This is a genomic window from Modestobacter sp. VKM Ac-2982, assembly GCF_026967935.1.
Classification (GTDB): domain Bacteria; phylum Actinomycetota; class Actinomycetes; order Mycobacteriales; family Geodermatophilaceae; genus Modestobacter.
The window spans coordinates 254,434-279,437 of the sequence record NZ_JAPVBL010000006.1; the positions used below are offsets into that span (position 1 = coordinate 254,434).

The window sequence follows — 25,004 nt, forward strand, 5'->3', positions numbered from 1 at the left end:
GACCGATCCGCATGCAAGGTGATCGAACGCCGGGTTCCGGAACTTCAGCGAATCACGCCCGGGAAGCCCCCGATTCCCCTCCCGCGAGTGAGAGGCGACGGTCAGGCGGTCGGCGACCAGCCCAGCGCCGGGCCGAGGTGCTGCGCGATGTCGCTCAGGATCTGTTCGTGGTCGGCGTGCTCGAAGCTGAACGGCAGCGCGAAGACCACCTCGGTCACCTCGCGGAACCCGGCGTGGGCGTAGAGCTGCTCGGCGATCTGCTCCGACGTCCCGACCAGGTCGGCGGCGAACATCAGCCGGGCCGGGCCCTGCGGGGTCGCCGTCCGCGGCAGCCGGGCCTCGACGTAGGCGGCGTACCTCTCCCGCTGCTCCGCCGACGCCGAGTCGGTCGGGATGACCACCAGCCCCTGGGACGCCCGCCCAGCCGGGTTGGCGGCCTTGAAGGCCCGCAGCTGGGCGGCCTGCTCGGTGGCGAAGTCCTCGCTGGCCTCTGCCTTCACCACCGATGAGCTCAGGAAGTGCAGCCCGTTCTCACCGGCCCAGACCGCCGACCTCAGCGACGCACCGCCGTACCAGAGCCGGGACCGCAGGCCCCGGGAGTGCGGCTGCACGTGGTCCGACCACTCCTCCACCACGCCCTCCCGGCCGGCGAACGTCGACGCGGGCGCGCCCTCGACGAAGCGCAGCAGCCGGGCCACCCGCTCGTAGGAGAAGTCCTCGACGTCGGCGGTGTCGGGGTACAGCGCGGCCTTCACGTGGTCCCAGTGCATCGGTGGGCCGACGGAGAAGCCCGGGTTCAGCCGGCCACCGCTGAGCACGTCGACCGTGGCGAGGTCCTCGGCCAGCCGGAGCGGGTTCTCCCACGCCAGCGGGATCACCGCCGTGCCCAGCTCGATCCGGGACGTGCGCTGGGTGGCCGCCGCCAGCACCGCGACCGGGGAGGAGATGCCGTACTGCAGGTGCCGGTTGCGCAACCACGCGCTGTCGAAGCCGAGCTGCTCCCCCAGCTCGATCACCCGCAGCGTCGACTCGTGCCCGCCGCGCGGATCGGCCTCGTCGAACAGGCCGATGGTCAGGAAACCCAGCTTCTCCAGCGGCACCCCGGACGATGGCATGCCGCGATCAGACCAGACCGGGCTCAGGCCTCGGTCGCCGGCAGTGCGGTGGCGACCGGCGGGGTGCCGGGCCGGACGGCCAGCCCCGGGACGACGGCGGTCAGCCCGTTCTGCAGCCGCCGCATGCCCACCATCATCCGGGTCTTCACGGTGCCCAGCGGCGCACCGGTGCGCTGGGCGATCTCCCGCTGCGTGTACCCGCCCCAGTAGGCCAGCACCAGCGCCTCCCGCTGCGCGGCGGGCAGCTCTGCCAGAGCCGTGCGCACCCACGCATCGGCCATCCGCCCGGCGACCAGCTCGGCGACGTCGAGCGAGGAGGCCTCCCGGAACCGTTCCGCCACGGCGTCGGCCCGGCGCTGCTGCGAGGCCTCGTGCCGGACGACGTCCACCGCCTTGTGGTGCACCAGCGCCAGGAACCAGGAGCGGAACGAGCCGCGCGCCCGGTCGTAGGCGGCCGGGTCGCGCCAGTAGGCCACGAACGCCTCCTGGACGACGTCCTCGGCGAGCCGCTCGTCGACCAGGATCCGCCGGGCCAGCGCCAGCGCCGGTGCGGTGTGCTCGTCCAGGAGCTCGGCGATGGAGGCCGGCGCGGTGCGGCCCGGTGGTGGAACGACGCTGTTCATCACCTCTGATCAATAGCGCACAACTTGATTGTTCAAACAGGGTTCACCCGAAGGGGTGGGCCTCTGAGCTGCACGGAGACGCAGACCGCCGACCCGGGGCGAGAGCCCGGATCGGCGGTCAGGTCGAGCAGTGCTGACGGGTCAGCGGTCCTCGGTCAGGGGCTGCAGCAGCTCGGCGGCCGGCCGGGGGGCGGGCACCGACGACGTCCCGTAGAGGCTGACGCCGGACGGCGCGGCCATCATCGCCTCGAGCTCGCCGGTGTCCAGCATCGGCTCGATCGTCTCCAGCGTCGGCTCGATGAGCGCCGGCTCCGCCACGGCGGGACGGCGACCGGCGATCCGCCGGGCCAGGCCGCGCAGCGAGCGGGCCTCCTTCCGGCGGGCCTTGCGCTCGGCCGCCCGCGCGGCCTCCTCGCGGGCGGCGAGCTCGCGGTCCAGGATCTCCCGCGCCATCCGGTCGGTCTCGGCGGCCACGATCAGGTCGGCCCGGGCCTGCTGGGCACGCTGCCGGCCGTCGCGGCGGATCTCCTCGGCCTCGACCTCCTCGTCGTCGCGCACCTTCAGCAGCCGGTCGTAGGCCGTCGGCGGGGCGAAGTTCATCAGCGTCTTCATCAGCACCGGCAGGATCTCCACACTGAGGAAGAGCAGGAACAGCATCACGTGGGCCAGGTGCGCCATCGGCCGCTCCTCCGACAGCCGGTCGATCGCCTCCAGCCGGGCCAGGATGCCGTCGCTCTGGCTGTTCTCCGCCTCGAACGCCGCCTGCTCGGCCAGCCGCGCCCCGGTCAGCCGGCTCAGCTCGGCCTGGTCGGTCACCAGCGCGGCCTTGGCCAGCGCCACGCTGCGGGCGGCGGCACCGACGGCGTCCTCCTCGGCGGTGGTGCGGGTCTGCTGCAGCGCGGCCTCGGCGGCGTCGAGCTCGGCCTTCGCCGTCTCCCGCACCGCTGCCTGCTGCCCGGCCGCCGCCGCAGCGGCGAAGTACGCCGCGCCCTGGCCCTCGTCACCGGAGCCGCAGGTGCCGTCGAGCTCGCACTGCGCCTTGGCCTGCAGCTCGTCGAACCGGCCCGTCGCCGCGTCGTACACGGCCTTCTTGCTGTCCCGCTCGGCCTCCGCCGCCGCCACCCGCGGGTCGGCGTTCGGGTCGGTGGCGCCGCCGCTGGCGACGACGGCCTGGTCCTCGGCGATCGACTGGGTGAGCATCGGGATCTGCGCGTAGCGGGCGTCGGCGTCCAGCTCGTCGGTGAACTGCTCGGCCGCCTCCGCCTGCAGCGTCACGATCGTGGCGTCGACCTCCTTGCTGAACACCTGCAGCGTCAGCGGCGTCGAGATGACCGTGCCGAGGACGACGGCCAGCGCCAGCCGCGGCAGGGCCAGCCCGAGGTTGCGCCGCCAGGACGGGTCGTGACCCATCCCGACCAGCAGCATCCGGTCCAGGTTGAGGATCACCAGCCCCCAGCCCAGGCCGATCAGGACGGCGACCGCCCACCAGGCGCCCAGCGCCATGTGCACGGCGAACGCCATCGACAGCGCGGCCAGTGCACCGGTGCTGACCAGCACGCCACCGAGGGCGACGTACTTGGCGCGCGCGCCGGGGGCGACCCGGAGCAGATCGAGCCGGGCGCCGGCCAGCACGGCCAACCGATCGCCGGCAGAACGGGGGCGGGACCTCATCCGTGGATTCCTCTCGCAGAACGACCACAGGAGGTATCGGTCGCCCACGACCGGGCCGGTACCGGCCAGCGACTGTGAGACATCTCCGACCGCCGGGACACCACGTAACGGCACCGTCACGTCTCAGACACCGCTGGCGCACACGCGGAAGGTGAGGTCTCCCTCGAGAACGCACAGCGCGCTCTTCGTCCGCCCGCCGCCCCCCGTTCGGCGGCCGGACACGTCGGCCTCGAAGGAGACCCATTGAGCCCCCAGCTCGTCCGGCGCGCGATCGCCGGCACCGTCGCAGCCACCACCGTCATGGCACTGGCTGCCTGTTCGTCCGACTCCGCCGAGGCCAGCGGCAGCGGCGACGGGGGCACCGAGACCGTCACGATCGGGACCCTGCGCGGCCAGCCGCACTTCTACGCCCCGTTCCTCTACGACGAGTACGCGCCCGAGGGGGTGGAGTTCGAGGTCGTCGTCCTGGACACGGCCCCGTCGCTGACCGACGCCGTCATCTCCGGCGCCGTCGACTTCGCGATCACCGGTGTCGTGGCGACGGTCGCCTCGGTCGCGCAGGACCGGGACATCACCCTGGTCGCGTCCGCGGCCGACGGCGGCTTCGGCTTCATCGGCGGCGAGGGCATCGAGACCGTGGCCGACCTGACCGGGAAGACGGTCGGCTACATCCAGGGCAGCGCCCCGGAGATCGCGATGCGGCTGATCCTGGAGGAGAACGGCATCGACCCGAGCAGCGTGGAGCTGATCGCCGTCCCGCCGCCGGAGATGGCCTCCGCCCTGGGCAGCGGCTCGATCGACGCCTTCTTCGGCACCGAGATCGCCGTCTCGCTCGCCACGGCCGCCGGCGCGACCGAGCTCACCGACCCCTACGCCACCCCGATCGGCCGGGTGAACCTCGGCCTCACCACCACCGGTGCGCTGATCGCCGAGGACCCGGAACTGGTCCAGCAGGTCGTCGACACCCACGCGGAGACCACCGAGTACATGGCCGACAACGTCGACGAGTGGCTGCCGGAGATGGTCGCCGAGTTCGGTGGCGACCAGGGCGTCTTCGAGTCGGCACTGGACAACTTCTGGCTGCGCGCCGACCTGAGCGAGGAGTACCAGACCCAGGTCGAGGCGCTGGCCGAGGCGATGGTCGGACTCGGGGTCATCGACACCGCCCCGACCGCCGCCGACCTCATCGACACCTCCTTCGCCCCGTCCGCCTGAGCCCCCCGGGGCGCCGGCGCACCCGCGTCGGCGCCCCTCCCGCCCTGCGGGAGGAGAGGACCCCCATGACCACCACCGACGTCGCGACCGTCCCCGTCGCGGCCGCCGCCCCCACGGTCCCCGACACTCCCCGCCGGCGAGGCCGCGGGCGGCTGCGCGCCGTGCTGCTCGGCCTCCCCGTCCCGATCCTGTTCCTGGTGCTCTGGCACCTGGGCCGGGCGCAGGAGTGGGAGCTGCCGCTGGGCATCCGGATGGGCTTCCTGCCCTACCCCGCCGACGTCGCCGCGGGGCTGGTCAACTACGTCGCCGGCACCCGGGACGACGCGTTCAGCAGCCTGCTGTGGGAGGACCTGCCGGCCAGCGCGCTGCGCGTCGTCTCCGGCTTCGCCCTGGCCACGCTGATCGCCGTGCCGCTCGGCGTGCTGATGGGCCGGTTCAGCACCGCCAACTCGCTGTTCGACCCGATGATCAACCTGTTCCGGCCGATCCCGGCGACCGCCTGGGTGCCGCTGGTCGCGCTGCTCATCGGCTACGGCGACCAGGCCTCGATCTTCCTGATCACGCTGTCCGCCTTCTTCCCGATCGTGCTGGGCACCATCAGCGGCGCCCGCCAGGTGCCCGAACGGCTGCTGGAGGCCGCCCGGATGCTGGGCACCTCCGGCGTCGGCACGCTGCTGCGGGTGGTGCTGCCGGCCGCCGCGCCCGCGATCGTCAACGGCATGCGGGTCGGCCTGGGCCTGGCCTGGGTGATCCTGGTGCTCAGCGAGACCACCGGCGTCCCGACCGGTCTGGGTTCGACGATCTTCCTGGCCCGCGACGTGGTGCAGACCGACCAGATCGTCGTCGGGATGATCTGCATCGCCGTCGCCGGCTTCCTCTCCGACCGGTTGCTGACGCTCTTCTTCCGCGTCCTGTTCCGCGACCGCCCGCTGATCAAGTAGGAGCCGACGATGGACACCGAACACCTCACCGCCGGCCGCATGGCCGACGTCCGCATCGCCGGGCTCAGCAAGGTCTACGCCGGTGGTGTCGCCGCCATGGCCGACGTCGACCTGACCATCGCCTCCGGTGAGTTCGTCGCCGTGGTCGGCGCCAGCGGCTGCGGCAAGAGCACGCTGCTGCGCATCCTGGCCGGCTTCGAGCGGCCCAGCGGCGGCGTCGTCGAGGTCGGCGGGACGCCGGTCACCGGCCCCGGCCCCGACCGCGGTGTCGTCTTCCAGGACTACGGCCTGTTCCCCTGGCTGTCGGTGCGGGAGAACGTCGCCTACGGCCCCTCCCGCAAGAAGCTGCCGAAGGCCGAGGTCGCCGCGGTCACCGACCGGTTCATCGCCGCCGTCGGGCTGACCCGGTTCGCCGCGAAGTACCCCGCGCAGCTGTCCGGCGGCATGCAGCAGCGGGTGGCGATCGCCCGGGTGCTGGCCAACGACCCGTCGCTGCTGCTGATGGACGAGCCGTTCGGCGCGCTGGACGCGCTCACCCGCGCCGACCTGCAGGCCGAGCTCAAGCGGATCCACGTCGACACCCGGACGACGGTGGTCTTCGTGACCCACTCGATCGAGGAGGCGGTCTACCTCGCCGACCGGGTCGTGGTGATGACCGGCGGCGCCTCGCACGGCGTGCCCGGCTCCATCCGCCGGATCGTCCCGGTCGACCTGACCGACCGCGACGTCACCAGCCCGGCCTTCAACGCGGTCAAGCGCGAGATCGCCGAGCTCGTGCACACGGTGCCCGCCGCCGTCTGAGGAGCGCAGGGGCCAAAGTCGTGACTTCGGCCCTGCGGCGGCCCGCCCCGTTGGGGTGAGGTCTCCGGGCAGGACTGCGGTACCGGCGGTGGGCGGCCGATCTCACTCGCACGAGCAGTGCACCCGCGCTGCCGGATCGGCGAACAGAGGGAAGACACACGTGGCCAAGGTGCTGGTGGTGGAGGACGAGGACGTCACTCGTCTGATGCTGGAGTCACGTCTGCACCTGGCCGGCCACCGCGTCCGCGGCGCCGGTTCGATGGACGAGGCCCGGGCCCTGCTCGAGCACGTCTTCACCCCCGACGTCGTCATCACCGACATGTTCATGCCCGGCGGCAGCGGGCTGTCCCTGGCCTCGGCCCTGCGTAAGGACCCGATGTGGGCCGACCTGCCGCTGATCTTCCTCAGCGGCCGGGCGCTGCCCGGGGACGTCGCAGCCGGGGCCGCGCTGAACGCCGCCTACCTCGCCAAGCCGGTGTCGATGACCGCCCTCACCGCAGCGATCGAGACCGCCCTGGTGGACACCGCCGCCGCCCGCGACGAAGCCGTGCGCGACCACGTCGAGGACCTCTGGGACCTCGACGACGAGGCCGAGCGCCAGCTGCACGCCACGTTGCTCGGTACCTTCGTCGACACGGCACCCGACGGGCTGGCGTCCGTCGAGGACGCCCTGCACGCCGGGGACGCCGTCGCCGTCGAGGAGACCGCCCACAAGCTGCGCGGCAGCGCCGCGACCCTCGGCGCCGGCCCGCTGGCCGAGCTCTGCGCCACCCTGGAGGAGGCCGCCCGCACCGGGCAGCTCCCCACCCCGGGCCCGGTGATCGGCGCGCTGCGCCGCGAGCTGGAGGTCACCTGCCGGGTCTTCACCGAACTGGCCGCCGAGCTGGCCGAACCGCTCACCCCCGCCGCCTGAGAGGCAAGGTCCCGAGGGCCGACGTCGCGATCTCGGGCCCTGAAGGGCCGAGGTCGCGACGTCGGCAGCTCAGGCGAGGCGCTGCCGGACCCAGTCGTGGAACGTGCCCAGGTGGTGCTCGGCCGGCACCAGCACCCCGCCGGCCGCGTACGCCCGGGAGGCCATCCCCGGCTGGGTGCGCTCGCAGGCGTCGAAGTCCTGCAGGTTCACCCGGTGGAACAGCTCCACCGACCGGGAGACGTCCTGGCCCGACTCGACCACCTGGGGCGCATAGAGCCAGTCGCACTCGACCGTGGTCCGGTCGACGGCCATCGGGATCATCCGCAGCAGGATGACGTGGTCGGGCACCAGGTTCAGGAAGACCGTCGGCTTGATCGTGGCGGCGTAGTAGCGCCGGTCCTGCTCGACGTCGATGCCGGGCAGCGCGGCGAACCCGGCGCTGCCGTCGACGGTGAACCCCTCGGCCCCGGCGGCGAACTCCGCCCCGTGCCCGACGAAGCTCTGCGCGGCGTAGCCGCGGGCGAACTCCGGCAGCACGTCGGTGAGCTCGGGGTGGATCGTCGCGCAGTGGTAGCACTCCATGAAGTTCTCGACGATGAGCTTCCAGTTGGCCGCGACGTCGTAGCGGATCCGCCGGCCCAGCCGCAGCCCAGCGACGTCGTAGCCCTCGATCGCGGCCGGGTCACCGAGCCGCTCGGTGACGGCGCCGCGCACGTCCTCGGCGAAGGACGGCGGGTCGTCGGCCAGGCACACCCATGCGTAGCCCAGCCACTCCTGCAGGTGCACCGGCACCAGCCCGTTGGCGACCCGGTCGACGTCGGGCATCCGGGCCAGGTTGGGGGCGGCGACCAGCGCACCGTCCAGCCCGAAGGACCAGGCGTGGTACGGGCAGCGCAGCGTCGTCCCCACCTGCCCTGCCTCCTCGGTGCACAGCTGCGCACCCCGGTGGCGACAGACGTTGAGGAACGCCCGCAGCGCGCCGTCCCGGCCGCGCACGACCAGCACGCTCTCCCGGCCCACCTGCACCCGGCGGAAGCTCCCGGGGGTGGGCAGCTCGTCACTGCGGACGGCGCAGCACCACATCGCCTCGAACACCCGCTCCTGCTCCCGGGCGAACACCGCAGGGTCGGTGTACCAGCGCCCGCCCAGCGTCGAGATCAGGCTGCTGCCGGTGGACTGCTCGAGCATCGTCATCGGATGGCCTCCAGGGCGGGACGGCGGGGGTCGAACAGGGAGATCGGGTGCGCCGTCGCACCCGAGGTGGCGAGGTCGGCGAGGACCTCGCCGACCACCGGCGTGAGCTCCTCGGCCAGCGAGCAGCCGACGATGCCGGCCCCGATGACGACGACCCACGGAGGCGTCCGGGGAGCGCGCTGAGATCCGACGCCCATGGGCGGGTCCTCTCGACCGTGTTGCCTGCTGTGCAACCGCTGGCGGTGTGCGCAACAGCGTTGGCTCGGTCGGGGGCGTCGTCAATGGCGTTCCTGCGTGTCATCGGCGCGTCTGCCGTGATGTTCACACCGCAGAAACGGGCGGCTTTCCAGCGTGCACACGAATGGAACGCGCGACCCCCCGGCCGCCCGTCAGCCGAGCCGGGGGGCGATCTGGGCGGCCGCGCCCCGAACCCGCTCGGCGACCGCGGCGAACCGTTCGGGCGGCAACCGGTAGGCCGGGCCGGAGACGCTGAGCGCCGCCACGAGTCGCCCGTCGGCACCACAGACCGGCGCAGCGACGGCGAGCCCGGCTTCCAGCTCTCCCTCGGTGGCCGCCCAGCCCCGCTGCTGCACCTCGGCCAGCGCGGCGGCGTGGGCCTCGGCGTCGGAGATCGTCGCCTCGGTGAACCGGTCCATCGGCCGGGCGAGGACCGTTGGCCAGCCCCGGCCGGCCGAAGGCGAGCAGCACCTTGCCGCTGGAGGTGGCGTGCAGCGGCGTCCGCCGGCCGACTCGTTGCGCACCATGCAACGCTGGGGGCGGCGTCACCCCGACCCCGCCGTCGGACCGGCCATCGCCCCGTCCTCGTGGGGCCGAGGTCGCGCCTCCGGCTCCCCTGATCGGGTGCCCGGGGTCGCGACCGCAGGCCCGACTTGGTGGGATGGGGCGTCCGGACCCCCCGGGCAGCGCACCAGCGAGGGAGACCCATGCACCCGGACGGTCAGCTCCTGGGCGGGCGCTACGAGCTCACCTCGCTGATCGCCACCGGCGGCATGGGGCAGGTCTGGCAGGCCCGCGACACGGTCCTCGAGCGGGACGTCGCGGTGAAGGTGCTGCGCAGCGAGTACACCGGAGACCCGACGTTCCTGGCCCGCTTCCGGGCCGAGGCCCAGCTCGCCGCCCGCCTGGTGCACCCGAACATCGCCACCCTGTTCGACTACGGCGAGATCCCACCCGCCGGCCCGCGCGACGAGCACCTCGCCTACCTGGTGATGGAGCTGGTGCGCGGCGAGTCGCTGTCGACGCTGTTGCGCCGCGATGGCCGACTCAGCCCCGAACGGACCCTGGACGTGCTGCGGCAGAGCGCAGCCGGCCTGGCCGCCGCGCACGCCACCGGCGTCGTCCACCGCGACATCAAGCCCGGCAACGTGCTCATCGGCGCCGACGGGACCGTCAAGATCACCGACTTCGGGGTCGCCGTCTCCGGCTCCACCGTGCCGCTCACCCAGACCGGCCAGGTCATCGGCACCCCGCACTACCTCTCCCCCGAGCAGGCCCAGGGCGAGCGGGCGACCGCGGCCAGCGACGTCTACGCCCTCGGCATCGTCGGCTACGAGTGCCTGGCCGGCCACCACGCGTTCGACGCCGAGAGCTCGGTGCAGGTCGCGCTCATGCAGATCCGGGACGACGCAGCCCCCCTGCCGGACGACGTCCCCGCGCCGGTGCGCCAGCTCGTTGCCGCGGCGATGGTCAAGGACCCGGCCCGGCGCTTCCCCGACGCCGCCGCCTTCGGCGCAGCGATCGAGGACGTACGCGCCGGTCGCCCGCTGCAGCTGGCCGACCGGACGACCGTGCTCCCTGCGGCCGGTGACGCAGCACCGTCGCCCAGCACCCGGGTCATGCCCGCCGTCGGCGGGGCCGCGACGGCCGCGGGTGTGGGCGCCGCCGGTGCCGGCGCCGCCGGGCTCGGTCCCGAACGAGAGCGGGAGGGCAGGCGCCGCCGACTGCTGCTGCCGCTGCTCGGTGTCCTCATCGCGGCCGCCGTCGCCGTCGCCGGGTTCCAGCTCCTCGGCGACGACGGGACGGACACCTCCACCACGACACCGACGACGAGCGCCGAGCCGACCTCCTCACCCACGCCCACCACCGAGGAGACCACCATCCCCAGCGCGGTGCTGGTCGAGGTGGACGCCGACGACTACCTGGGCCGGCGGATCGGCGACGTCGAGGCGGACCTGATCGGCCTCGGCCTGTCGGTCAACGCCGTCCCGCGGGAGACGGCCGACGACGACGAGGGCGCGGTCCTCGCCGTCGCCCCGGACGGCGAGCTGGCCGAGGGCACCCTCGTCACGGTCACCTACGCCACCGCCCCGCCCACACCGACCCTCACCGCGACTTCGACGCCGACCGACGGCGACGAGGACGAGGCCGACGAGGACGAGCCGGACGAGGGCGGCGGGAACGGCACCGAGGGTGGCGGGAACGGCGACCAGGGGAACCAGGGCAACGGGAACGGCAACGGCGGCGACGACGACGACGTCAGCGGGCAGGGTCGCGGCAACGGCTGAGCCGTGGACCACCGCTGCAGCGCCCAGTTCTGCGGAGTGCGAACTCCCGCCCCAGGAGTCCCACATCGCAGCGGGCGAACGGGGAGGATGTGCCGGTGCACCCGAACGGTCGACTCCTCGGCGGGCGCTACGAGTTGCAGACGCTGATCGCCTCCGGCGGCATGGGCCAGGTCTGGCAGGCCCGCGACACCGTGCTCGGCCGGGACGTAGCGGTCAAGGTGCTGCGCAGCGAGTACACCGCCAACGCCACCTTCCTCGCCCGGTTCCGCGCCGAGGCGCAGCACTCCGCCGGCCTGGTGCACCCGCACATCGCCACGCTCTTCGACTACGGCGAGGTGCTGCCCGACGCCTCTCCCCGCGGCGAGCACCTGGCCTACCTGGTGATGGAGCTGGTCCGCGGCGAGTCGCTGGCGACGTTGCTGCGCCGTGAGCGGCGACTGTCCCCGGACCGCACGCTGCAGGTGCTCCGGCAGTGCGCCGCCGGGCTGGCCGCCGCGCACGCCGCCGACGTCGTCCACCGGGACGTGAAGCCGGGCAACGTCCTGCTCGCCGACGACGGCGGGGTCAAGCTCACCGACTTCGGGGTGGCGGTCTCCGCCACCAGCGTGCCGCTGACCGTCACCGGCGAGGTCGTCGGCACGGCCCACTACCTCTCCCCCGAGCAGGCCGCCGGCACGCGCGCCACCCCGGCCAGCGACGTCTACGCCCTCGGGCTGGTGGGCTACGAGTGCCTGGCCGGGCAGCGCGGCTTCGACGGCGGGGACGCGGTGGAGGTCGCGCTCCGGCGGATCCGGGAGGTGCCGCCGCCACTGCCCGACGACGTCCCGGCGCCGGTGCGCGCGCTGATCGACCGGGCCATCGCCAAGGACCCCACCGAACGGTTCGCCGACGGCGCCGCCCTCCGCGCCGCCATCGACGACGTCCTGGCCGGCCGGCCGGTCGGCGGGCCGGACGCCGAGCCACGGACCGCGGTGATGCCCGCCATCCGGACCGCGGAGCTCCCTGTCGTGCGCATCCCGACGCCACCGCCGCCCTTCCCGGCGACCCAGGGCTACGCACTCCCCCCGGCGGAGGACGAGGACGACCTCGGCGACGAGCCCGAGCGCCGCCGACGCTGGCCGTTCCTGGTCGCCACCCTGCTCGCCTTCCTGGTCGCGATGGGGGGCACCTTCGGTCTGCTCCAGCTCGCCACCGACCGTGCGGACCCGCCTCCTGCCGCCCAGCCGGCCCCCGCCGCCGAACCGACGCCCCCGAGCGAACCGGTGGTCCAGCTCGTCTCGCTGTCGACGGTGGACTACGTGGGTCGACCGGTGACCGAGGTGCAGGCCGAGCTGGTCGAGCGGGGTCTCGTCCCGACGCTGCGGCCGCTGCAGACCGGCGACGTCTCCGACGGCTCGGTGATCGCGCTGGACCCGGTCGGCCAGGTGCTGCCGGGGGCCGCGGTGACCCTCACCCACGCGGTCGCCCCGCCGCCGCCGCCACCCCCGCCGCCCGCGCCCGAGCCGGCACCCGCCCCGGCACCCGCGCCCACCCCGGCGGCCGAGCCCGCGCCGACCGAGGACGCCCAGCTGGACGAGGAGGACATCGAGGAGGCCGTCGAGCGTTGGCGGGAACGCCGCCGGGACCGGGACGACTGACCGCCCGGCCCGACGCGTGTGTGGTGCCCGGCCGGACCGGACGTGCCCGACCGTCGCGGGCGACCTCGAGCAGTCCCACGAGACCCGCCCGCGCCTCAGCAGCGGGGCGTGCCGGGCGGGGTGCGGAGGGTTCGCACGCGCCGGGTCGTGGCGCCGATGGCGCGCGGCCCCAGCGACCGGGACGGCGCGGGAGGACCCTGGGCCTCGCGGCGGTGCCGCCCGGGCGCTCGCCAGGGAGGAGCACGGAGATGCACGCCAGGACCACCACGGTGCGCGGTGACCCGCAGGCCGTCGACGACGGGATCGACTACGTCCGCGATGCGGTCTGGCCGATGCTGCGCGGGATGAGCGGTTGCGTGGGCATGTCGATGCTGGCCGACCGGGCCGCTGGCCGCTGCATCGTCACCGCCGCCTGGGCCACCGACGAGGCCATGCGCGCCAGCGCGGTCGCCGTCGGCGAGCTCCGCGACCACGCCGCCGGGGTCATGCGGGCGGGGTCCATGGAGGTCGCCGAGTGGGAGATCGCCGTCCTGCACCGGGAACACCCCACCGGCGACGGGGCCTGCACCCGCGTCGTCTGGGCGAAGTCGGACCCGGCGGGCCTGGACGGCATGGTCGACGCCTTCCGGATGAGCCTGATCCCGTGGATGACGGAGCTCCCCGGGTTCTGCAGCACCAGCCTGCTCGTCGACCGGGACAGCGGCCGCGCCGCCGCGGCCGTCACCTACGCCGACCGCGACGCGCTGGAACGGTCCCGGGAGATGGGGTCAGCGATGCGCCGGGAGTTCGTCGCAGCGACCCGGGTGCAGGTCACCGAGGTCGCCGAGTTCGACCTGGCGGTGGCGCACCTGCGGGTGCCGGAGATGGCGTGACCAGCGGCGTCGCCCAGCACCGGGGCTGAGCTCCCGCTCGGTACTGCTTGACAAATGACCTTGCCACACCAGCAAAATGTGCGGCATGAGCGACGACGTCGATGCGGTGGTCCAGGCCGTGGGGCCGCGGCTGCGCGCGCTGCGCCAGCAGCGGGACACCACGCTCACCCAGCTGTCGGAGACCACCGGGATCTCGGTCAGCACCCTGTCCCGACTGGAGTCCGGGCAGCGGCGGGCGACGCTGGAGCTGCTGCTCCCGCTCACCCGCGCCCTGCAGGTCCCACTGGACCAGCTGCTCGATGAACCGCCCTCGCGCGACCCCCGGGTTCAGCCGCGCCCGGTCGAGCGCAACGGCATGACCATGCTGCCGCTCACCCGCCGGCCCGGCGGGATGCAGGCCTACAAGATGATCATGCCGCCGGGTCACCCCACCGGCGGCGTGGAGCTCAAGACGCACGAGGGCTACGAGTGGCTGTACGTGCTCAACGGCCGGTTCGTGCTCTTCCTCGGTGACCAGCGACTGGAGCTCACCCCGGGCGAGGTCGTCGAGTTCGACACGCACGTGCCGCACGCACTGACCAACCCCGGCCCGGCCCCGGTGGAGCTGCTGGCCCTGTTCGGTCCACAGGGCGAGCGGATGCACGTGCGGGCCCGTCCGCGCGGGAGCGACTAGCAGGACACTGCCGGACTCGCCGCTCACCGAGCGGGACGGCGCGGTGTTCGGGAGGCTGGTGCCCCCGGGCCTGAGATCACGGGCCGTCCCGTTCACCCTGGAGGTACGCCTTGCCCGCACGCGCACCCAAGGAGATCGCCCAGGTCGCCGCCGCGACCGGGGCGAAGAAGACCCGCCGCACCTGGGACAAGGTCCTGGTCAGCGCCTTCCTGGCCGGCGCCTACATCGCCTTCGGCGGCCTCGTCGCCATCGTCGTCTCCTCCGGCCTGGACCCGGAGACCTGGGGGACGCTGCCGACGCTGTTCACCGGCGCCACCTTCACCCTCGGCCTGGTGCTCGTGCTCGTCGCCGGCTCCGACCTGGCCACCGGCAACATGGCACTGGTCCCACTGGGCGCCATGCGCGGCAAGATCAACGTCGGCGACGTCGCCAAGAACCTGTCCCTGGTGCTGCTCGGCAACCTGGTCGGCGCCGTGTTCGTGGCCTTCTTCCTCGCCGTGCAGACCGGGGTGATCGGGGACTCCAGCGCCACCGGCACCGGCGGGCTCACCTACGAGCGGCTCGCCTCGATCTCCGAGGGCAAGGCGCTGGGCGAGACGGCCTGGCAGACGTTCCTCCGCGCGGTCGGCTGCAACTGGCTGGTCTGCCTCGCGGTCTGGATGTCCCTGGCGGCGACGACCGTCTCGGGCAAGATCCTGGCGATCTTCTTCCCGATCATGGCGTTCGTGGCGATGGGCTTCGACCACGTGATCGCCAACATGTTCTTCCTGCCGGCGGCGATCTTCGCCGGTGTCCCGGACCTGGGCTGGGACGACGCAGCACTCAACTGGCTGCTGGCCGGCGCCGGCAACCTGGTCGGCGCGGTGGTCTTCGTGTCGACGTCCTACTGGTACCTGTTCCTGAAGGACGAGCCCGCGGACGAGCCCGAGGAGTCCGAGGCGTCCGCCCCGCCGGCGGAACGCGGCTGACCCCCTCCACGAACGACGACGGCGGCGCCCCACCTCGGTGGGACGCCGCCGTTGCTCGGTCCAGGAGCCGATCACCCCTCCGTCAGGACCCCGCGCCGTCCTGCTCCTCGGAGCCCTTGCCCCGCCCCTGGTCGAGGAGGTCGGTGCCCGGGCCGCCGATCAGCGTGTCGCTGCCGTTGTCCCCGCGCAGCTCGTCGTCCCCGGCGCCGCCCAGCAGGACGTCGTCACCGTTGCCGCCGCGGAGCACGTCGTCCCCGTCGCCGCCACAGATGACGTCGGCGCCGTTGCCACCGGTGACGGTGTCGTTGCCGCCGAGCCCCATGATCACGTCGACGCCGTTCCCGCCGCGCAGCACGTCGTCGCCCTCGGTGCCGACGAGCGTGGGCTCCAGGCCCTGGCAGAGCAGCGGCTCCGGCTCGACGACGGGCTCCTGGAGGTCGATGCCGAGCAGCAGCGGGTCGTGGTCGCTGGAGCGGTACGGGTCAGCCGCGTACAGCGCCGGGTCACCGGAGTACTGGTAGGCGAAGGACTCCACCGAGTTGATGTTCCAGTGCACGACGTCGGTCACCTTCGCGGTGAGCTCCGCCGTGGCCAGCGCGTGGTCCAGCGAGCCGGACAGCGCGTCGAACACGTAGCTGTACCGGCCCGCGTCGAACCGCTCGCCCAGGTCGACGTAGCCCTCCTCGCGAAGGGCCTCGATCGGGTCCTCCTGGGTGTAGGCGTTGAAGTCGCCCATCAGGACCACGTCCGGGTCGCCGGTCTGCGCCGCCAGCTGCTCGGCGAAGACCGCCAGCGACTCCGCCTGACGCACCCGGTCGCCGTTGAACGACCCCTGCCCGGCGTCCAGGTTGTCCCCGGTGCCGGTGCCGCCCTTGGACTTGAAGTGGTTGGCGACCACGGTGAAGGCGTCGCCGTCCGCGGTGAACGTCTGGGCGATCGGCTCGCGGGCGTTCGACCAGACGGTCTCGTCGACCAGGCCGATCGAGTCACCGACCGGGGTGACGACGGCGGGCTGGTAGATGATCGCGTTCCGGATCACGTCCCGGTCGACCGCGTACAGCTCCTCGGGGAACGGCACGAACGCCCACTTGGCCGAGCCGGCGTCGGCGTTGAGCCGGGTGACCAGGTCGGCCAGCGCGGTGTCGGCGTCGCCCGGGGTCAGGCCGGTGGAGTCGGTGTCCTCGATCTCCATCAGGGTCACCACGTCGGCGCCGAGGGCGTTGATCGCCGGCACGATCTTGCCGGCCTGCTCCTCGAACTCCGCGTCGCTGGTGGCACCACGGCCGACGCCGCCCTGGGTGAGGAAGTAGTTGAGCACGTTGAACGCGCCCAGCTGGACGTCGCCGCCCACCTCGCCCGGCGTGGCCGGCCGGGTGTCCTGCGGGGCGAAGACGCCGTCCGCGGTGCCGTCGGCCGGCTGCAGGCGCCAGGCGTCGAACCCGTAGCCGAGCACCAGCGGCTCGGTGACGGTCAGCGTGTCGCCGACCCGAACCGGGGTCGTCGGCGACAGGTACGGGGCCGTGGTGACGCTGATCCGGCTGCTGACCGCGTCGTCGAGGACGATGCTGCGCAGCGCGTTGTCCGCCGCGATCTCCTCGGCAGCGACACCGGGCCGGGCCAGCTCGGTCGGCTGCACCAGCAGACCGCCCTCGGACAGGGTCAGCTCGCCGTAGCTGGTGAGGTCGTACACCTCGCTGACGGTCAGGGTGTCGACCGGGGCGACCAGCATGCCCTCGACCCGCTCACGCGCGGCGTCGTCGGCCGGCAGGTCCAGCGGTGTCGCCGCCGGGAGGTCGGCGATGGTCGCGTCGGCGCAGATGCCGACGTTCCCCTCGCCCCGGATCTGGGTCTGCCCGAAGTACTCCTGGGCCGATCCGGTCACCGCGACGGTGTCGCCGAGGCCCACCTCGACCGACGAGAAGACGAAGACGCCGTCGGAGGTGGCGGCGTCGCCGTCACCGTCGGCGTCCTGCAGGTAGAAGCCGGACAGGCCGGGGACGTCGCCGACGACGACGCCCTCCACGGTGACCGTGGCACCGTCCAGCGGGGTGGTCGCGCCCGTGCCCTGGACCGCACCGATCTCGTGGGTGACCGGGGTGTCGCAGACCTCGCCCGCGGCCGGCGGCGGGTCCACCGGGCCGGGGGCTGCGGAGTTCACCGCTCCCTTGGTGGCCGCGGCCGGGCCGGACCAGACGAGCGCGTCGGTGGCGGCGTCGTAGCTGCGCGACAGCGACTGCCCGACCGGGGTGCTGGCCGTCTCCTCGACCCCGATGTCGGTGCTGGTCGAGCCGTCGGCCGGCCCGCCGGTCGCGGCGAACGCCCCCTCGTAGGAGAGGAACTCCAGGACGTCGGTGCCGCGGACCAGCGCCAACCCGTCCGGGGAGCCGTTCTGGATGCCGCTGGCCGGGCCGTTCACCGTCACCACCGCGGGTGCATCCGCCGGCGCGGTCACGGCGGGCAGCGCGAGGGTGGCGTAGGCGGCACCGCCGCTGCCGTTGTAGAGGACGACGCTGAGCCCGGCCGAACTGGTGCCCGCCGGGAGCTGGACCTCGACGAACTCGTCGACGTCACCGCCGGTGTTGTCGTAGTGGATCTCGGAGACGAAGGGCGTGGTGGGCGGCGCGGCGACCGCGACCGCCGGGACGGCGACGGCGGCGAGCACGGCAGCGGATGCCGTCGCAGCGCCGAGGGCAGCGCGTCGCGCAGCGGTGCGGGCGGTACCAGTGGGGAGGGGCACGAACGGTCCTCTCGAAGGACGACGCGGGGTGGGACCGTGCACACCCTGAGCGGTGGATGTGGACGACTCGCTGACGTTAAGTGACCATTTCGTGACACGCCAAAGGTCATGGACGTCATCCCGGCGAGTCCTCGGACGCGTCGCCGTGGCCGGCACCGGCCAGCGGAGCGGGGCCGGCACCGAGCAGGGGGCGGAGCAGGCACCGGCCAGAGGACCGAGCCGGCGTCGTCCGGGCGCCCGTCAGTCGGCCGCGGTGTCCTGACCGGCGTCCTGCTGCTTGCGGAAGCGCAGGGACTCCACCAGCACGTAACCGAACACGACGGTCCACGCGAAGCTCAGGAAGGCCTCGCCCCACTCGCCGTCCACCAGCCGCAGCACCAGCGCGACCAGGTTGTAGGCCACCGCCACACCCGCCAGCAGCTGCACTCCCCGGTTGCCGAACCAGGGCGGGCGGAAGGGGGCGGCCATGCCCAGAGGCTAGCCCGGCCCGGGTGCCCGGCGACGGTGGATCGTCCGGCACCGCGCGCCACACCCTGCGGTGGAGCGTCCGGTCGAGGAGGCTGGAGAGGTGAGCACCAAGAAGCAGAGCGGCAGCGGCTACGTCGAACCCGGCCAGGACTACCAGCGGGACCAGAACTACATCACCGACCGGATCACCGCCGACGGCGACAGCCGGTGGCCGGTGGAGGCCGGCCGGTACCGGCTGGTCATCGCCCGGGCCTGCCCGTGGGCCAACCGCGCGGCGATCGTCCGGCGGCTGCTCGGCCTGGAGCAGGCCATCTCCATGGGGATCTGCGGGCCCACGCACGACGAGCGCAGCTGGACCTTCGACCTCGACCCCGGCGGCCGCGACCCGGTGCTGGGGTACGAGCGGCTGCAGGAGGCGTTCTTCGCCCGCGACCCGGAGTACCCGCGCGGCATCACCGTCCCGGCGATGGTCGACATCCCCACCGGCGCAGTGGTGACCAACGACTTCAAGCAGATGACGTTGGACTTCTCGTCCGAGTGGGCCGCGTTCCACCGCGACGGCGCCCCGGATCTCTACCCCGAGCACCTGCGGGCGGAGATGGACGAGGTGATCGAGCGGATCTTCACCGAGGTGAACAACGGCGTCTACCGCTGCGGCTTCGCCGGGTCGCAGAGCGCCTACGACAAGGCCTACGAGCGGCTGTGGACGGCGATGGACTGGCTGGAGGAGCGGCTGACGACCCGCCGGTTCCTGATGGGCGACACAATCACCGAGGCCGACGTCCGGCTGTTCACCACGCTGGCCCGGTTCGACGCGGTCTACCACGGCCACTTCAAGGCCAACCGCAACAAGCTGACCGAGCTGCCGGCGCTGTGGGGCTACGCGCGCGACCTGTTCCAGACCCCGGGCTTCGGTGACACCACCGACTTCCCGCAGATCAAGGAGCACTACTACGTGGTGCACGCCGACATCAACCCGACCCAGATCATCCCGATGGGCCCGGACACGTCGGTCTGGCTGACCCCGCACGGTCGCGAGGAGATGGGTGGCAGCCCCTTCGGCGACGGCACCCCGCCCGGCCCGCCGGTCGACGGTGAGGTCATCCCACCCGAGCACGGCCCGGGCGGCATCGGCCACCGCTGAGCGAGCCGCGGCCCGGGACCCCTGGTTGGCTGACCACGGCATCCCGGGCAGCGGAGCCCGCGGACCGAGGAGAGGTGGCGCAGTGGTGCACAGACTGATCGTCCAGTACGGCCAGCCGGCCGACCCGGCGGAGTTCGACCGGCACTACCGGGACGTGCACGTCGGCCTGGCGCAGGCCATCCCCGGCCTGCTGCGGTTCACCACCGGACACCCCCGGTCGATGGACCCCACCACCCTGGGCCCCTACCTGATCGCCGAACTGGACTTCGAGTCCGCCGACGCGATGGGCGCGGGCATGGGCTCGGAGGCCGGCCGGGCCGCCGGCGCCGACGTGGCCACCTTCGCCACCGGCGGTGCGTCCATGTCGAGCTTCGACCTGGACGACCTCAGTCCGGCCGGCTGACCCCACCGACGTGCTGACCGGCCGGCCGGACCTGGCGCTCCCCAGCGCCGGGCCCGACCCGCTGCCGTGGCCGACCGCGCTGGCCGCCGTCCTGGGGTACGCCCGGGGACGGCGGCCACTGCGGTACCGCTCCCCCAACGAGCGCGACGGCCGGTGGGTGCAGGTGCCGGCCTTCGGCTACGAGCGCTTCGACGCCCGGCCGGTGCCCGCCGGGCCACTGGGCGACGAGGACGTGCTGGTGGCCGAGGGGCTGCACGGCCGGCTGGACCCCGACGCCTGGTCCGCGGTCCGCACTGCCCTCGACGCGGCCGAGCCCGTGGCCGCCGCGCTCGCCGGGCGTGCGGCCGGACGGGCGTTCTGGGAGCTGCCGGACGACGAGCTCTCGGTGCTCGGTGAACCGGGCACCGTGGGCGCCGCGCTGCGCGGTCTCGGTGAGCTTCCCGAACCGCAGCGGCGACACGTGTCGGCTGCGCTGCACCACCGCCGTCCCGACCTGGTGCCGTTGCTGCACCGCGCCACCTGGCTGCAGACGGTGCCACACCTGCGCGAGGGCGACAGCGGGACGGCGGCGGTCGTGCACCGCGAGCTCCGGGCGAACGAGGACGCCTTCGCCGCGCTGGAGGAGGCGGCTGCCGCGCTGCTCGACGTCCCGCTGACCCGGCTGCGGCTGCACGACGTGCTGGTGTGGCTCAGCGGCACGTTGCGGCTGAGCACCGCGGTGGCGCTGGGCGAGACGACGGAGGAGTGGCGGCGGTCGCCCTGCGCGACCCGCTGACCGGCCGCGGCTCGGACCAGCCGGGCGAGATCCCCCGTCCCCGGGGAGCAGAGGGTGCGGCGTCGGTCAGCGGGCCGTGACGCAACGCCGGGGTCCCGTGACCGGAGCCCGTTCCCCGGCTGACCTCCGCCCAGGGACACGAGCACAGTTCCCTGCACGGCGGTGCCGCCGGGGGGTGGCGCCGGAGGCGAGGAGGCACCCATGTACGCACGGACGACCACCCTCCGCGGCAACCCGCGTGCCCTGGACGACGCGATCCAGTTCGTCCGGGACGAGTGGCTGCCGGCGACGACCGACCTCCCCGGCTGCACCGGGCTGTCGATGCTCGTCGGCCGCCGCACCGGTCGCTGCATCGTCACCAGCGGCTGGGCGGACGAGCAGGCGATGCTGGGCAGCGCCGAGGGCATGCGCCGCGACCGTGCCCGCCTCGGCCAGGTGCTCGGGGCCGTGCCGGTGGTGGCGCAGTGGGAGGTCGCCGTCATGCACCGGGTGCAGCACGCCGGTGACGACGCCGTCTGCCGGCTCATCTGGAGCTCCCGCCCGAACCCGGCCGCACTCGACGACGACGTCGCCACCTTCCGGATGGCCCTCCTGCCGCGGATCGAGGAGCTCACCGGCTTCTGCAGCGCCAACCTGATGATCGACCGGGTCTCCGGCAACACCGTGCTGGCCATCGCCTACGCCGACCGGCAGGCGATGCTGGTCGCCGGCCAGCGCGCCGACGCGCTGCGCACGGAGTACGGCCGAGCGATGGGCGGCCGGATCACCGATGTCACCGAGCTCGACCTGGCCGTCGCCCACCTGCGCATCCCCGAGACCGCCTGAAGGAGGGCCACCTCGCCCCCTGCGAGGTGGCCCTCCAGCACGTCACCGGATGGCGGCGCCCTCCGTCACAGCACCCGGGTCAGGGCCGGCCAGAGGGCGTCGGGGCCGTCGACGAGCAGCCCGGCCCCGAGCACCCGGGCCCACGCCGTCTCGGTGCCGGCCTCGTCCCGCCACGACCAGCAGCGCCGGGTGAGGTGGTGCAGCCGGTGCTCCTGGGTGAAGCCGATCGCGCCGTGCACCTGGTGGGCCAGCCGGGCCACCACCTCCACGGCTGCCCCGGCGCGCACCTTCGCCGCCGCCGCGGCCAGCACCTGCGACTCCCCGCGCTCGACCGCCTGCACCGCGGCGTCGACCAGCGCCGCCACGGCGGTCACCTCGCCGGCCATCTCGGCCAGCTCCATCTGGATCGCCTGGAACCTGCCCAGCGGCCGGCCGAACTGCTGCCGTTCTCCCGCGTACTGCACCGTCCAGGCCAGTACCTGCTGCAGCGCCGCCGACAGCTGCACCGCCCGGGCCAGCGCGTACCGCGCCCGCAACTGGCCGGCCTGCGCGTCGGTCAGCAGTGCCCCGGCCGCGGTCACCCCCTGCAGCACGAACGAGCCGCGCGGCTCCCCGGCCAGGTTCGCCGCGTGCGTGGTCTCCCGGCCGGTGACGTCCACCAGCGCGAGCACCGGCCCGACCGGGCTGGTGGCCAGCACGGCGAGGTGCTGCGCGACCCCGGCCCACGCGACGTCGGTCGCCGTGCCGGTCAGCGTCCAGCTCCCCGGGCCGTCGCCGTCGTCCCGCGGCTCGGCGGTGACCGCGCCGTCCACCGAGATGGACAGCGGCTCCTCGGGCGCGGGCAGGTCGAGGCCGGCCGCCAGGACGGCGGGGGCGGCGACCAGCAGCTGCTCGGCCACCGGCACCGCAGCGGCCCCGGCGGCCAGCGTCCCCACGACCGCCACCGCGTCGGCGAGCTCACCGCCGGAGCCACCGGCCTCCTCGGGCAGCCCCACCCCGGTCAGCCCGGCCTCGGCCAGCGCCGACCAGAGGCCGGCGTCCCACGGCCGCTCGGCGGTGAGCACGAACGGCTCGTACTTCGTCAGGATGTCCCGGACGGTCTCGACGACCAGGTCCACGTCGGAGGAGGTCATCGCAGTCCCAGCCCTCGTGCCACGATCCCGCGCAGGATCTCGTTGGTGCCGCCGCGCAGCGTGTAGCCCGGCGCGTGCAGCTGCGCCTCGGCCAGTGCCCGGCCCAGCGGATCGGGTGAGTCCAGCGACGCCGGGACGTCGACCACCCGGCGCACCTCGTCGATCACGTCGGCCTCGAACGTCGTCCCCACGTCCTTGACCAGCGCGGCCGGGATGTCGGGGAGCTCGCCGCGGTCCAGTGCCCCGGCGATCCGCAGCGACAGCTGGCGCAGCGCGAGCAGTCGGGCCGACAGCCGGCCCAGAGTGGCCAGCTGTGCCGGGTCCTGGGCCTCGGCCGCGCGCCGGGCGAACTCGGCGATCAGCGGGTAGGTCGACAGGAACCGCTCCGGCCCGGAGCGCTCGAAGGCCAGCTCTGCGGTCACCTGGTGCCAGCCGGCGCCCTCCTCCCCCAGCAGCATGTCGCCGGGGATGATCGCGTCGTCGAAGACCACCTCGTTGAAGTGGTGGCCGCCGTCCAGGATCCGGATCGGGTTCACGGTGATCCCGGGCAGCGACAGGTCGACCAGCAGCTGGGAGAGCCCGGCGTGCCGGTTGGCCGGGTCGGCCGGCGCGGTGCGCACCAGGGTGATCGCGTAGTGCGAGGTGTGCGCGTTCGACGTCCAGACCTTCGCGCCGTTGACCACCCAATCGCCGTTGCCGTTGCGGGTGGCCCGGGTGCGGATCGAGGCGAGGTCGGAGCCGCTGTCCGGCTCGCTCATCCCGATCACGAAGTAGCACTCCCCCGCCGCGATCCTCGGCAGGATCTCCTGCCGCTGCGCCTCGGTGCCGTAGCGCAGCAGGTTGGGCCCCGACTGCCGGTCGGCGATCCAGTGCGCCGCGACCGGGGCGCCGGCCGCCAGCAGCTCCTCGGTGACCGCGTAACGCTCCATCGCCGTCCGCTCGTGCCCGCCGTACTGCTTCGGCCAGGTCATGCCCAGCCAGCCGCGCTCGCCGAGCTTGCGCGAGAACGCCGGGTCGACGCCGGACAGCCAGGTGTCCACGTGCGTGCTGAAGCTCCCGGCGGCCAGTTCGGCGGCGAGGAACTCGCGTACCTCGGCCCGTACCTCCTCGGCGGCGGCCGATCGCGGCGCAGGCGCCAGCGTCAACGAGTTGCTGCCCATGCAGTGCTCCCCACGTCGGTGTGGTGCCCGGTCTCTCGCTGGGTCCGGTGTCGGTTCTACCGGCTGCGGTGTGTCCTGGCCCGCTGGGGGGCAGGGTGGCCGGGTGACCGATCCCTTCGCCCTCTCCCGCTTCGTCGACGCGCAGGACTCCGGCGGCACCTACGACCAGGCGCTGGCCGAGCTGCGCGCCGGCCGGAAGACCAGCCACTGGATGTGGTTCGTCCTCCCGCAGCTCGCTGGCCTCGGCAGCAGCGCCATGGCCCAGCGGTACGCGATCAGCGGGCTGGACGAGGCCCGCGCGTACCTGGCCCACCCGGTGCTCGGGCCCCGGCTGCGCGAGTGCGCCGAGGCGCTCACCGAGCTGGAGACCGACGACCCGGTCGCCGTCCTGGGGTCGATCGACGCCCAGAAGCTGCGCTCGTCGATGACGCTCTTCGCTCGGGCCGCTCCCGAGGAGCCGGTCTTCGCCGCCGTCCTGGACCAGTACTTCGCCGGTGCCGAGGACGCCGCGACGACGTCCCGGCTGTAGGACGCCCGCCGGCCCTACGGTGCCGCCATGACCGACGACACGCCCTGGGAACCGCCCTTCGCCGGCACCGAGGCCGAGCACCTGCTCGGGGCGCTGGACCGGCTGCGCACCACCTTCCGGTGGAAGGTCGCCGACCTGGACGCCGCCGGGCTGCAGACCCGGATCGGCGCCTCCACCCTCACCCTCGGCGGCCTGCTCAAGCACCTGGCGCTGGTGGAGGACGACGTCTCCACCGGCCGGCTGAGCGGCGCGCCGATCGGTGAGCCGTGGGAGTCGGAGTGGGGCGGCGGTGACTGGGCGTTCACCTCCGCCGCGGAGGACTCCCCCGAGCGGCTCTACGCGCTGTGGGACGACGCCGTCGCACGGTCCCGGGCCCGGTGGGACGCCGCCCTGGCCGCCGGCGGGATGGACCAACGGGTCGAGCTGACCGGCCCGGACGGCGAGCACGCCGGTGTGCGCCGGCTGCTGTGCGACCTGGTCGAGGAGTACGGCCGGCACACCGGGCACGCCGACCTGCTCCGCGAGGCCGTCGACGGGCTGGTCGGCGAGGACCCGCCACCCGGCTGGCGCCCGCAGACGGGCCGTCGACCGGTCGGCTGAGCGGGCGGCCACCCCGTCGTGGTGCACCCTTGACCAGCAGTGGCTAATGGCGTTAGTTTGTAGCTAACGCACTTAGCCAACT

The 25,004-nt window shown here is 73.7% G+C and carries 25 protein-coding genes; 15 read left to right on the forward strand and 10 right to left on the reverse strand.

The window, feature by feature from the left end; translation table 11 throughout:
* Nucleotides 1-101: 101 nt before the first annotated feature.
* From O2W20_RS20820 to O2W20_RS20830, 3 genes are all read right to left on the reverse strand, one after another.
* Nucleotides 102-1,115, reverse strand: coding sequence for an LLM class flavin-dependent oxidoreductase (locus O2W20_RS20820; RefSeq protein ID WP_269173534.1), 1,014 nt, complete (start codon nucleotides 1,113-1,115; stop codon nucleotides 102-104).
* A gap of 23 nt (nucleotides 1,116-1,138) precedes the next feature.
* A complete protein-coding gene (locus tag O2W20_RS20825; RefSeq protein WP_269173535.1) occupies nucleotides 1,139-1,738 on the reverse strand; it encodes a sigma-70 family RNA polymerase sigma factor in 600 nt (199 codons plus the stop codon).
* A gap of 141 nt (nucleotides 1,739-1,879) precedes the next feature.
* Nucleotides 1,880-3,409, reverse strand: coding sequence for a DUF4407 domain-containing protein (locus tag O2W20_RS20830; RefSeq protein WP_269173536.1), 1,530 nt, complete (start codon nucleotides 3,407-3,409; stop codon nucleotides 1,880-1,882).
* Between the two features lie 243 nt (nucleotides 3,410-3,652).
* On the opposite strand from O2W20_RS20830, the gene O2W20_RS20835 reads away from it, so the two are divergent.
* From O2W20_RS20835 to O2W20_RS20850, 4 genes are all read left to right on the forward strand, one after another.
* Nucleotides 3,653-4,624 carry an ABC transporter substrate-binding protein gene (locus tag O2W20_RS20835; protein WP_269173537.1) on the forward strand — a complete coding sequence of 324 codons (972 nt, stop codon included), beginning with the start codon at nucleotides 3,653-3,655 and terminating at the stop codon, nucleotides 4,622-4,624.
* Nucleotides 4,625-4,689: 65 nt separating this feature from the next.
* Nucleotides 4,690-5,565, forward strand: coding sequence for an ABC transporter permease (locus tag O2W20_RS20840; RefSeq protein WP_269173538.1), 876 nt, complete (start codon nucleotides 4,690-4,692; stop codon nucleotides 5,563-5,565).
* A 9-nt stretch (nucleotides 5,566-5,574) separates the two neighbouring features.
* Entirely contained in the window at nucleotides 5,575-6,366 is a 792-nt protein-coding gene (locus tag O2W20_RS20845) for an ABC transporter ATP-binding protein (protein WP_269173539.1), read from the forward strand.
* Between the two features lie 160 nt (nucleotides 6,367-6,526).
* Nucleotides 6,527-7,279: an Hpt domain-containing response regulator gene (locus O2W20_RS20850; protein ID WP_269173540.1), complete on the forward strand. Its 753-nt coding sequence runs from the start codon at nucleotides 6,527-6,529 to the stop codon at nucleotides 7,277-7,279.
* 69 nt (nucleotides 7,280-7,348) lie between these two features.
* Here the strand turns inward: O2W20_RS20850 and O2W20_RS20855 are convergent, their stop codons facing one another.
* The 3 genes from O2W20_RS20855 to O2W20_RS20865 all read right to left on the reverse strand — a co-directional run bounded on the left by O2W20_RS20855 (nucleotide 7,349) and on the right by O2W20_RS20865 (nucleotide 9,129).
* Complete coding sequence (locus O2W20_RS20855) at nucleotides 7,349-8,473, reverse strand: aromatic ring-hydroxylating oxygenase subunit alpha (RefSeq protein WP_269173541.1); 1,125 nt, start codon at nucleotides 8,471-8,473, stop codon at nucleotides 7,349-7,351.
* Nucleotides 8,470-8,670 carry a hypothetical protein gene (locus tag O2W20_RS20860; protein WP_269173542.1) on the reverse strand — a complete coding sequence of 67 codons (201 nt, stop codon included), beginning with the start codon at nucleotides 8,668-8,670 and terminating at the stop codon, nucleotides 8,470-8,472. Before O2W20_RS20860 ends, O2W20_RS20855 begins: the two co-directional genes overlap by 4 nt.
* 192 nt (nucleotides 8,671-8,862) lie before the next feature.
* Nucleotides 8,863-9,129: an IclR family transcriptional regulator domain-containing protein gene (locus tag O2W20_RS20865; RefSeq protein ID WP_269173543.1), complete on the reverse strand. Its 267-nt coding sequence runs from the start codon at nucleotides 9,127-9,129 to the stop codon at nucleotides 8,863-8,865.
* Nucleotides 9,130-9,417: 288 nt separating this feature from the next.
* On the opposite strand from O2W20_RS20865, the gene O2W20_RS20870 reads away from it, so the two are divergent.
* The 5 genes from O2W20_RS20870 (at nucleotide 9,418) to O2W20_RS20890 (ending at nucleotide 15,148) form a co-directional block, all read left to right on the forward strand.
* Nucleotides 9,418-10,998 (forward strand): protein kinase domain-containing protein, encoded by a 1,581-nt coding sequence (locus tag O2W20_RS20870; protein ID WP_269173544.1) that lies wholly within the window; start codon nucleotides 9,418-9,420, stop codon nucleotides 10,996-10,998.
* Between the two features lie 95 nt (nucleotides 10,999-11,093).
* Nucleotides 11,094-12,635 (forward strand): protein kinase domain-containing protein, encoded by a 1,542-nt coding sequence (locus O2W20_RS20875; protein WP_269173545.1) that lies wholly within the window; start codon nucleotides 11,094-11,096, stop codon nucleotides 12,633-12,635.
* A 248-nt stretch (nucleotides 12,636-12,883) separates the two neighbouring features.
* Nucleotides 12,884-13,507, forward strand: a complete 624-nt coding sequence (locus O2W20_RS20880) for a hypothetical protein (protein ID WP_269173546.1) — start codon at nucleotides 12,884-12,886, stop codon at nucleotides 13,505-13,507.
* Between the two features lie 85 nt (nucleotides 13,508-13,592).
* Nucleotides 13,593-14,180, forward strand: a complete 588-nt coding sequence (locus O2W20_RS20885; RefSeq protein ID WP_269173547.1) for a helix-turn-helix domain-containing protein — start codon at nucleotides 13,593-13,595, stop codon at nucleotides 14,178-14,180.
* Nucleotides 14,181-14,290: 110 nt separating this feature from the next.
* Nucleotides 14,291-15,148 carry a formate/nitrite transporter family protein gene (locus tag O2W20_RS20890; RefSeq protein WP_269173548.1) on the forward strand — a complete coding sequence of 286 codons (858 nt, stop codon included), beginning with the start codon at nucleotides 14,291-14,293 and terminating at the stop codon, nucleotides 15,146-15,148.
* 82 nt (nucleotides 15,149-15,230) lie between these two features.
* On the opposite strand, the gene O2W20_RS20895 is transcribed toward O2W20_RS20890, so the two are convergent.
* Both O2W20_RS20895 and O2W20_RS20900 read right to left on the reverse strand, forming a co-directional pair.
* Nucleotides 15,231-17,885, reverse strand: coding sequence for an ExeM/NucH family extracellular endonuclease (locus O2W20_RS20895; protein WP_269173549.1), 2,655 nt, complete (start codon nucleotides 17,883-17,885; stop codon nucleotides 15,231-15,233).
* Between the two features lie 240 nt (nucleotides 17,886-18,125).
* On the reverse strand, nucleotides 18,126-18,353 hold the full coding sequence (locus O2W20_RS20900) for a hypothetical protein (protein WP_269173550.1): 228 nt from the start codon (nucleotides 18,351-18,353) through the stop codon (nucleotides 18,126-18,128).
* A 100-nt stretch (nucleotides 18,354-18,453) separates the two neighbouring features.
* On the opposite strand from O2W20_RS20900, the gene O2W20_RS20905 reads away from it, so the two are divergent.
* From O2W20_RS20905 to O2W20_RS20920, 4 genes are all read left to right on the forward strand, one after another.
* Entirely contained in the window at nucleotides 18,454-19,497 is a 1,044-nt protein-coding gene (locus tag O2W20_RS20905; RefSeq protein ID WP_269173551.1) for a glutathione S-transferase family protein, read from the forward strand.
* Nucleotides 19,498-19,579: 82 nt separating this feature from the next.
* Nucleotides 19,580-19,900 (forward strand): EthD family reductase, encoded by a 321-nt coding sequence (locus tag O2W20_RS20910; protein WP_269173552.1) that lies wholly within the window; start codon nucleotides 19,580-19,582, stop codon nucleotides 19,898-19,900.
* A 10-nt stretch (nucleotides 19,901-19,910) separates the two neighbouring features.
* The gene (locus tag O2W20_RS20915) at nucleotides 19,911-20,675 is read left to right on the forward strand and encodes a DUF6308 family protein (RefSeq protein ID WP_269173553.1); all 765 of its coding nucleotides are present in this window, start codon (nucleotides 19,911-19,913) and stop codon (nucleotides 20,673-20,675) included.
* Nucleotides 20,676-20,876: 201 nt separating this feature from the next.
* The gene (locus tag O2W20_RS20920; RefSeq protein WP_269173554.1) at nucleotides 20,877-21,500 is read left to right on the forward strand and encodes a hypothetical protein; all 624 of its coding nucleotides are present in this window, start codon (nucleotides 20,877-20,879) and stop codon (nucleotides 21,498-21,500) included.
* Nucleotides 21,501-21,565: 65 nt separating this feature from the next.
* Here O2W20_RS20920 and O2W20_RS20925 read toward each other — a convergent pair whose 3' ends face one another.
* Both O2W20_RS20925 and O2W20_RS20930 read right to left on the reverse strand, forming a co-directional pair.
* Nucleotides 21,566-22,633 (reverse strand): acyl-CoA dehydrogenase family protein, encoded by a 1,068-nt coding sequence (locus tag O2W20_RS20925; protein WP_269173555.1) that lies wholly within the window; start codon nucleotides 22,631-22,633, stop codon nucleotides 21,566-21,568.
* Nucleotides 22,630-23,793, reverse strand: coding sequence for an acyl-CoA dehydrogenase family protein (locus O2W20_RS20930; RefSeq protein WP_269173556.1), 1,164 nt, complete (start codon nucleotides 23,791-23,793; stop codon nucleotides 22,630-22,632). Before O2W20_RS20930 ends, O2W20_RS20925 begins: the two co-directional genes overlap by 4 nt.
* Nucleotides 23,794-23,896: 103 nt before the next feature.
* Here O2W20_RS20930 and O2W20_RS20935 point away from each other — a divergent pair, with 103 nt between their 5' ends.
* The gene (locus tag O2W20_RS20935; RefSeq protein WP_269173557.1) at nucleotides 23,897-24,322 is read left to right on the forward strand and encodes a DUF1810 domain-containing protein; all 426 of its coding nucleotides are present in this window, start codon (nucleotides 23,897-23,899) and stop codon (nucleotides 24,320-24,322) included.
* A gap of 27 nt (nucleotides 24,323-24,349) precedes the next feature.
* Entirely contained in the window at nucleotides 24,350-24,922 is a 573-nt protein-coding gene (locus O2W20_RS20940; protein WP_269173558.1) for a mycothiol transferase, read from the forward strand.
* The last annotated feature ends 82 nt before the right edge of the window (nucleotides 24,923-25,004 follow it).

Excerpts from the sequence above, each read along its gene's own strand:
- O2W20_RS20830 (WP_269173536.1), bottom strand. The coding sequence starts at position 3,409 with ATGAGGTCCCGCCCCCGTTCTGCCGGCGATCGGTTGGCCGTGCTGGCC.
- O2W20_RS20860 (WP_269173542.1), bottom strand. The coding sequence starts at position 8,670 with ATGGGCGTCGGATCTCAGCGCGCTCCCCGGACGCCTCCGTGGGTCGTC.
- O2W20_RS20930 (WP_269173556.1), bottom strand. The coding sequence starts at position 23,793 with ATGGGCAGCAACTCGTTGACGCTGGCGCCTGCGCCGCGATCGGCCGCC.
- O2W20_RS20940 (WP_269173558.1), top strand. The coding sequence starts at position 24,350 with ATGACCGACGACACGCCCTGGGAACCGCCCTTCGCCGGCACCGAGGCC.
- O2W20_RS20885 (WP_269173547.1), top strand. The coding sequence starts at position 13,593 with ATGAGCGACGACGTCGATGCGGTGGTCCAGGCCGTGGGGCCGCGGCTG.
- O2W20_RS20900 (WP_269173550.1), bottom strand. The coding sequence starts at position 18,353 with ATGGCCGCCCCCTTCCGCCCGCCCTGGTTCGGCAACCGGGGAGTGCAG.
- O2W20_RS20920 (WP_269173554.1), top strand. The coding sequence starts at position 20,877 with ATGTACGCACGGACGACCACCCTCCGCGGCAACCCGCGTGCCCTGGAC.
- O2W20_RS20840 (WP_269173538.1), top strand. The coding sequence starts at position 4,690 with ATGACCACCACCGACGTCGCGACCGTCCCCGTCGCGGCCGCCGCCCCC.
- O2W20_RS20925 (WP_269173555.1), bottom strand. The coding sequence starts at position 22,633 with ATGACCTCCTCCGACGTGGACCTGGTCGTCGAGACCGTCCGGGACATC.
- O2W20_RS20870 (WP_269173544.1), top strand. The coding sequence starts at position 9,418 with ATGCACCCGGACGGTCAGCTCCTGGGCGGGCGCTACGAGCTCACCTCG.
- O2W20_RS20855 (WP_269173541.1), bottom strand. The coding sequence starts at position 8,473 with ATGACGATGCTCGAGCAGTCCACCGGCAGCAGCCTGATCTCGACGCTG.
- O2W20_RS20845 (WP_269173539.1), top strand. The coding sequence starts at position 5,575 with ATGGACACCGAACACCTCACCGCCGGCCGCATGGCCGACGTCCGCATC.
- O2W20_RS20820 (WP_269173534.1), bottom strand. The coding sequence starts at position 1,115 with ATGCCATCGTCCGGGGTGCCGCTGGAGAAGCTGGGTTTCCTGACCATC.
- O2W20_RS20865 (WP_269173543.1), bottom strand. The coding sequence starts at position 9,129 with ATGGACCGGTTCACCGAGGCGACGATCTCCGACGCCGAGGCCCACGCC.
- O2W20_RS20880 (WP_269173546.1), top strand. The coding sequence starts at position 12,884 with ATGCACGCCAGGACCACCACGGTGCGCGGTGACCCGCAGGCCGTCGAC.
- O2W20_RS20825 (WP_269173535.1), bottom strand. The coding sequence starts at position 1,738 with ATGAACAGCGTCGTTCCACCACCGGGCCGCACCGCGCCGGCCTCCATC.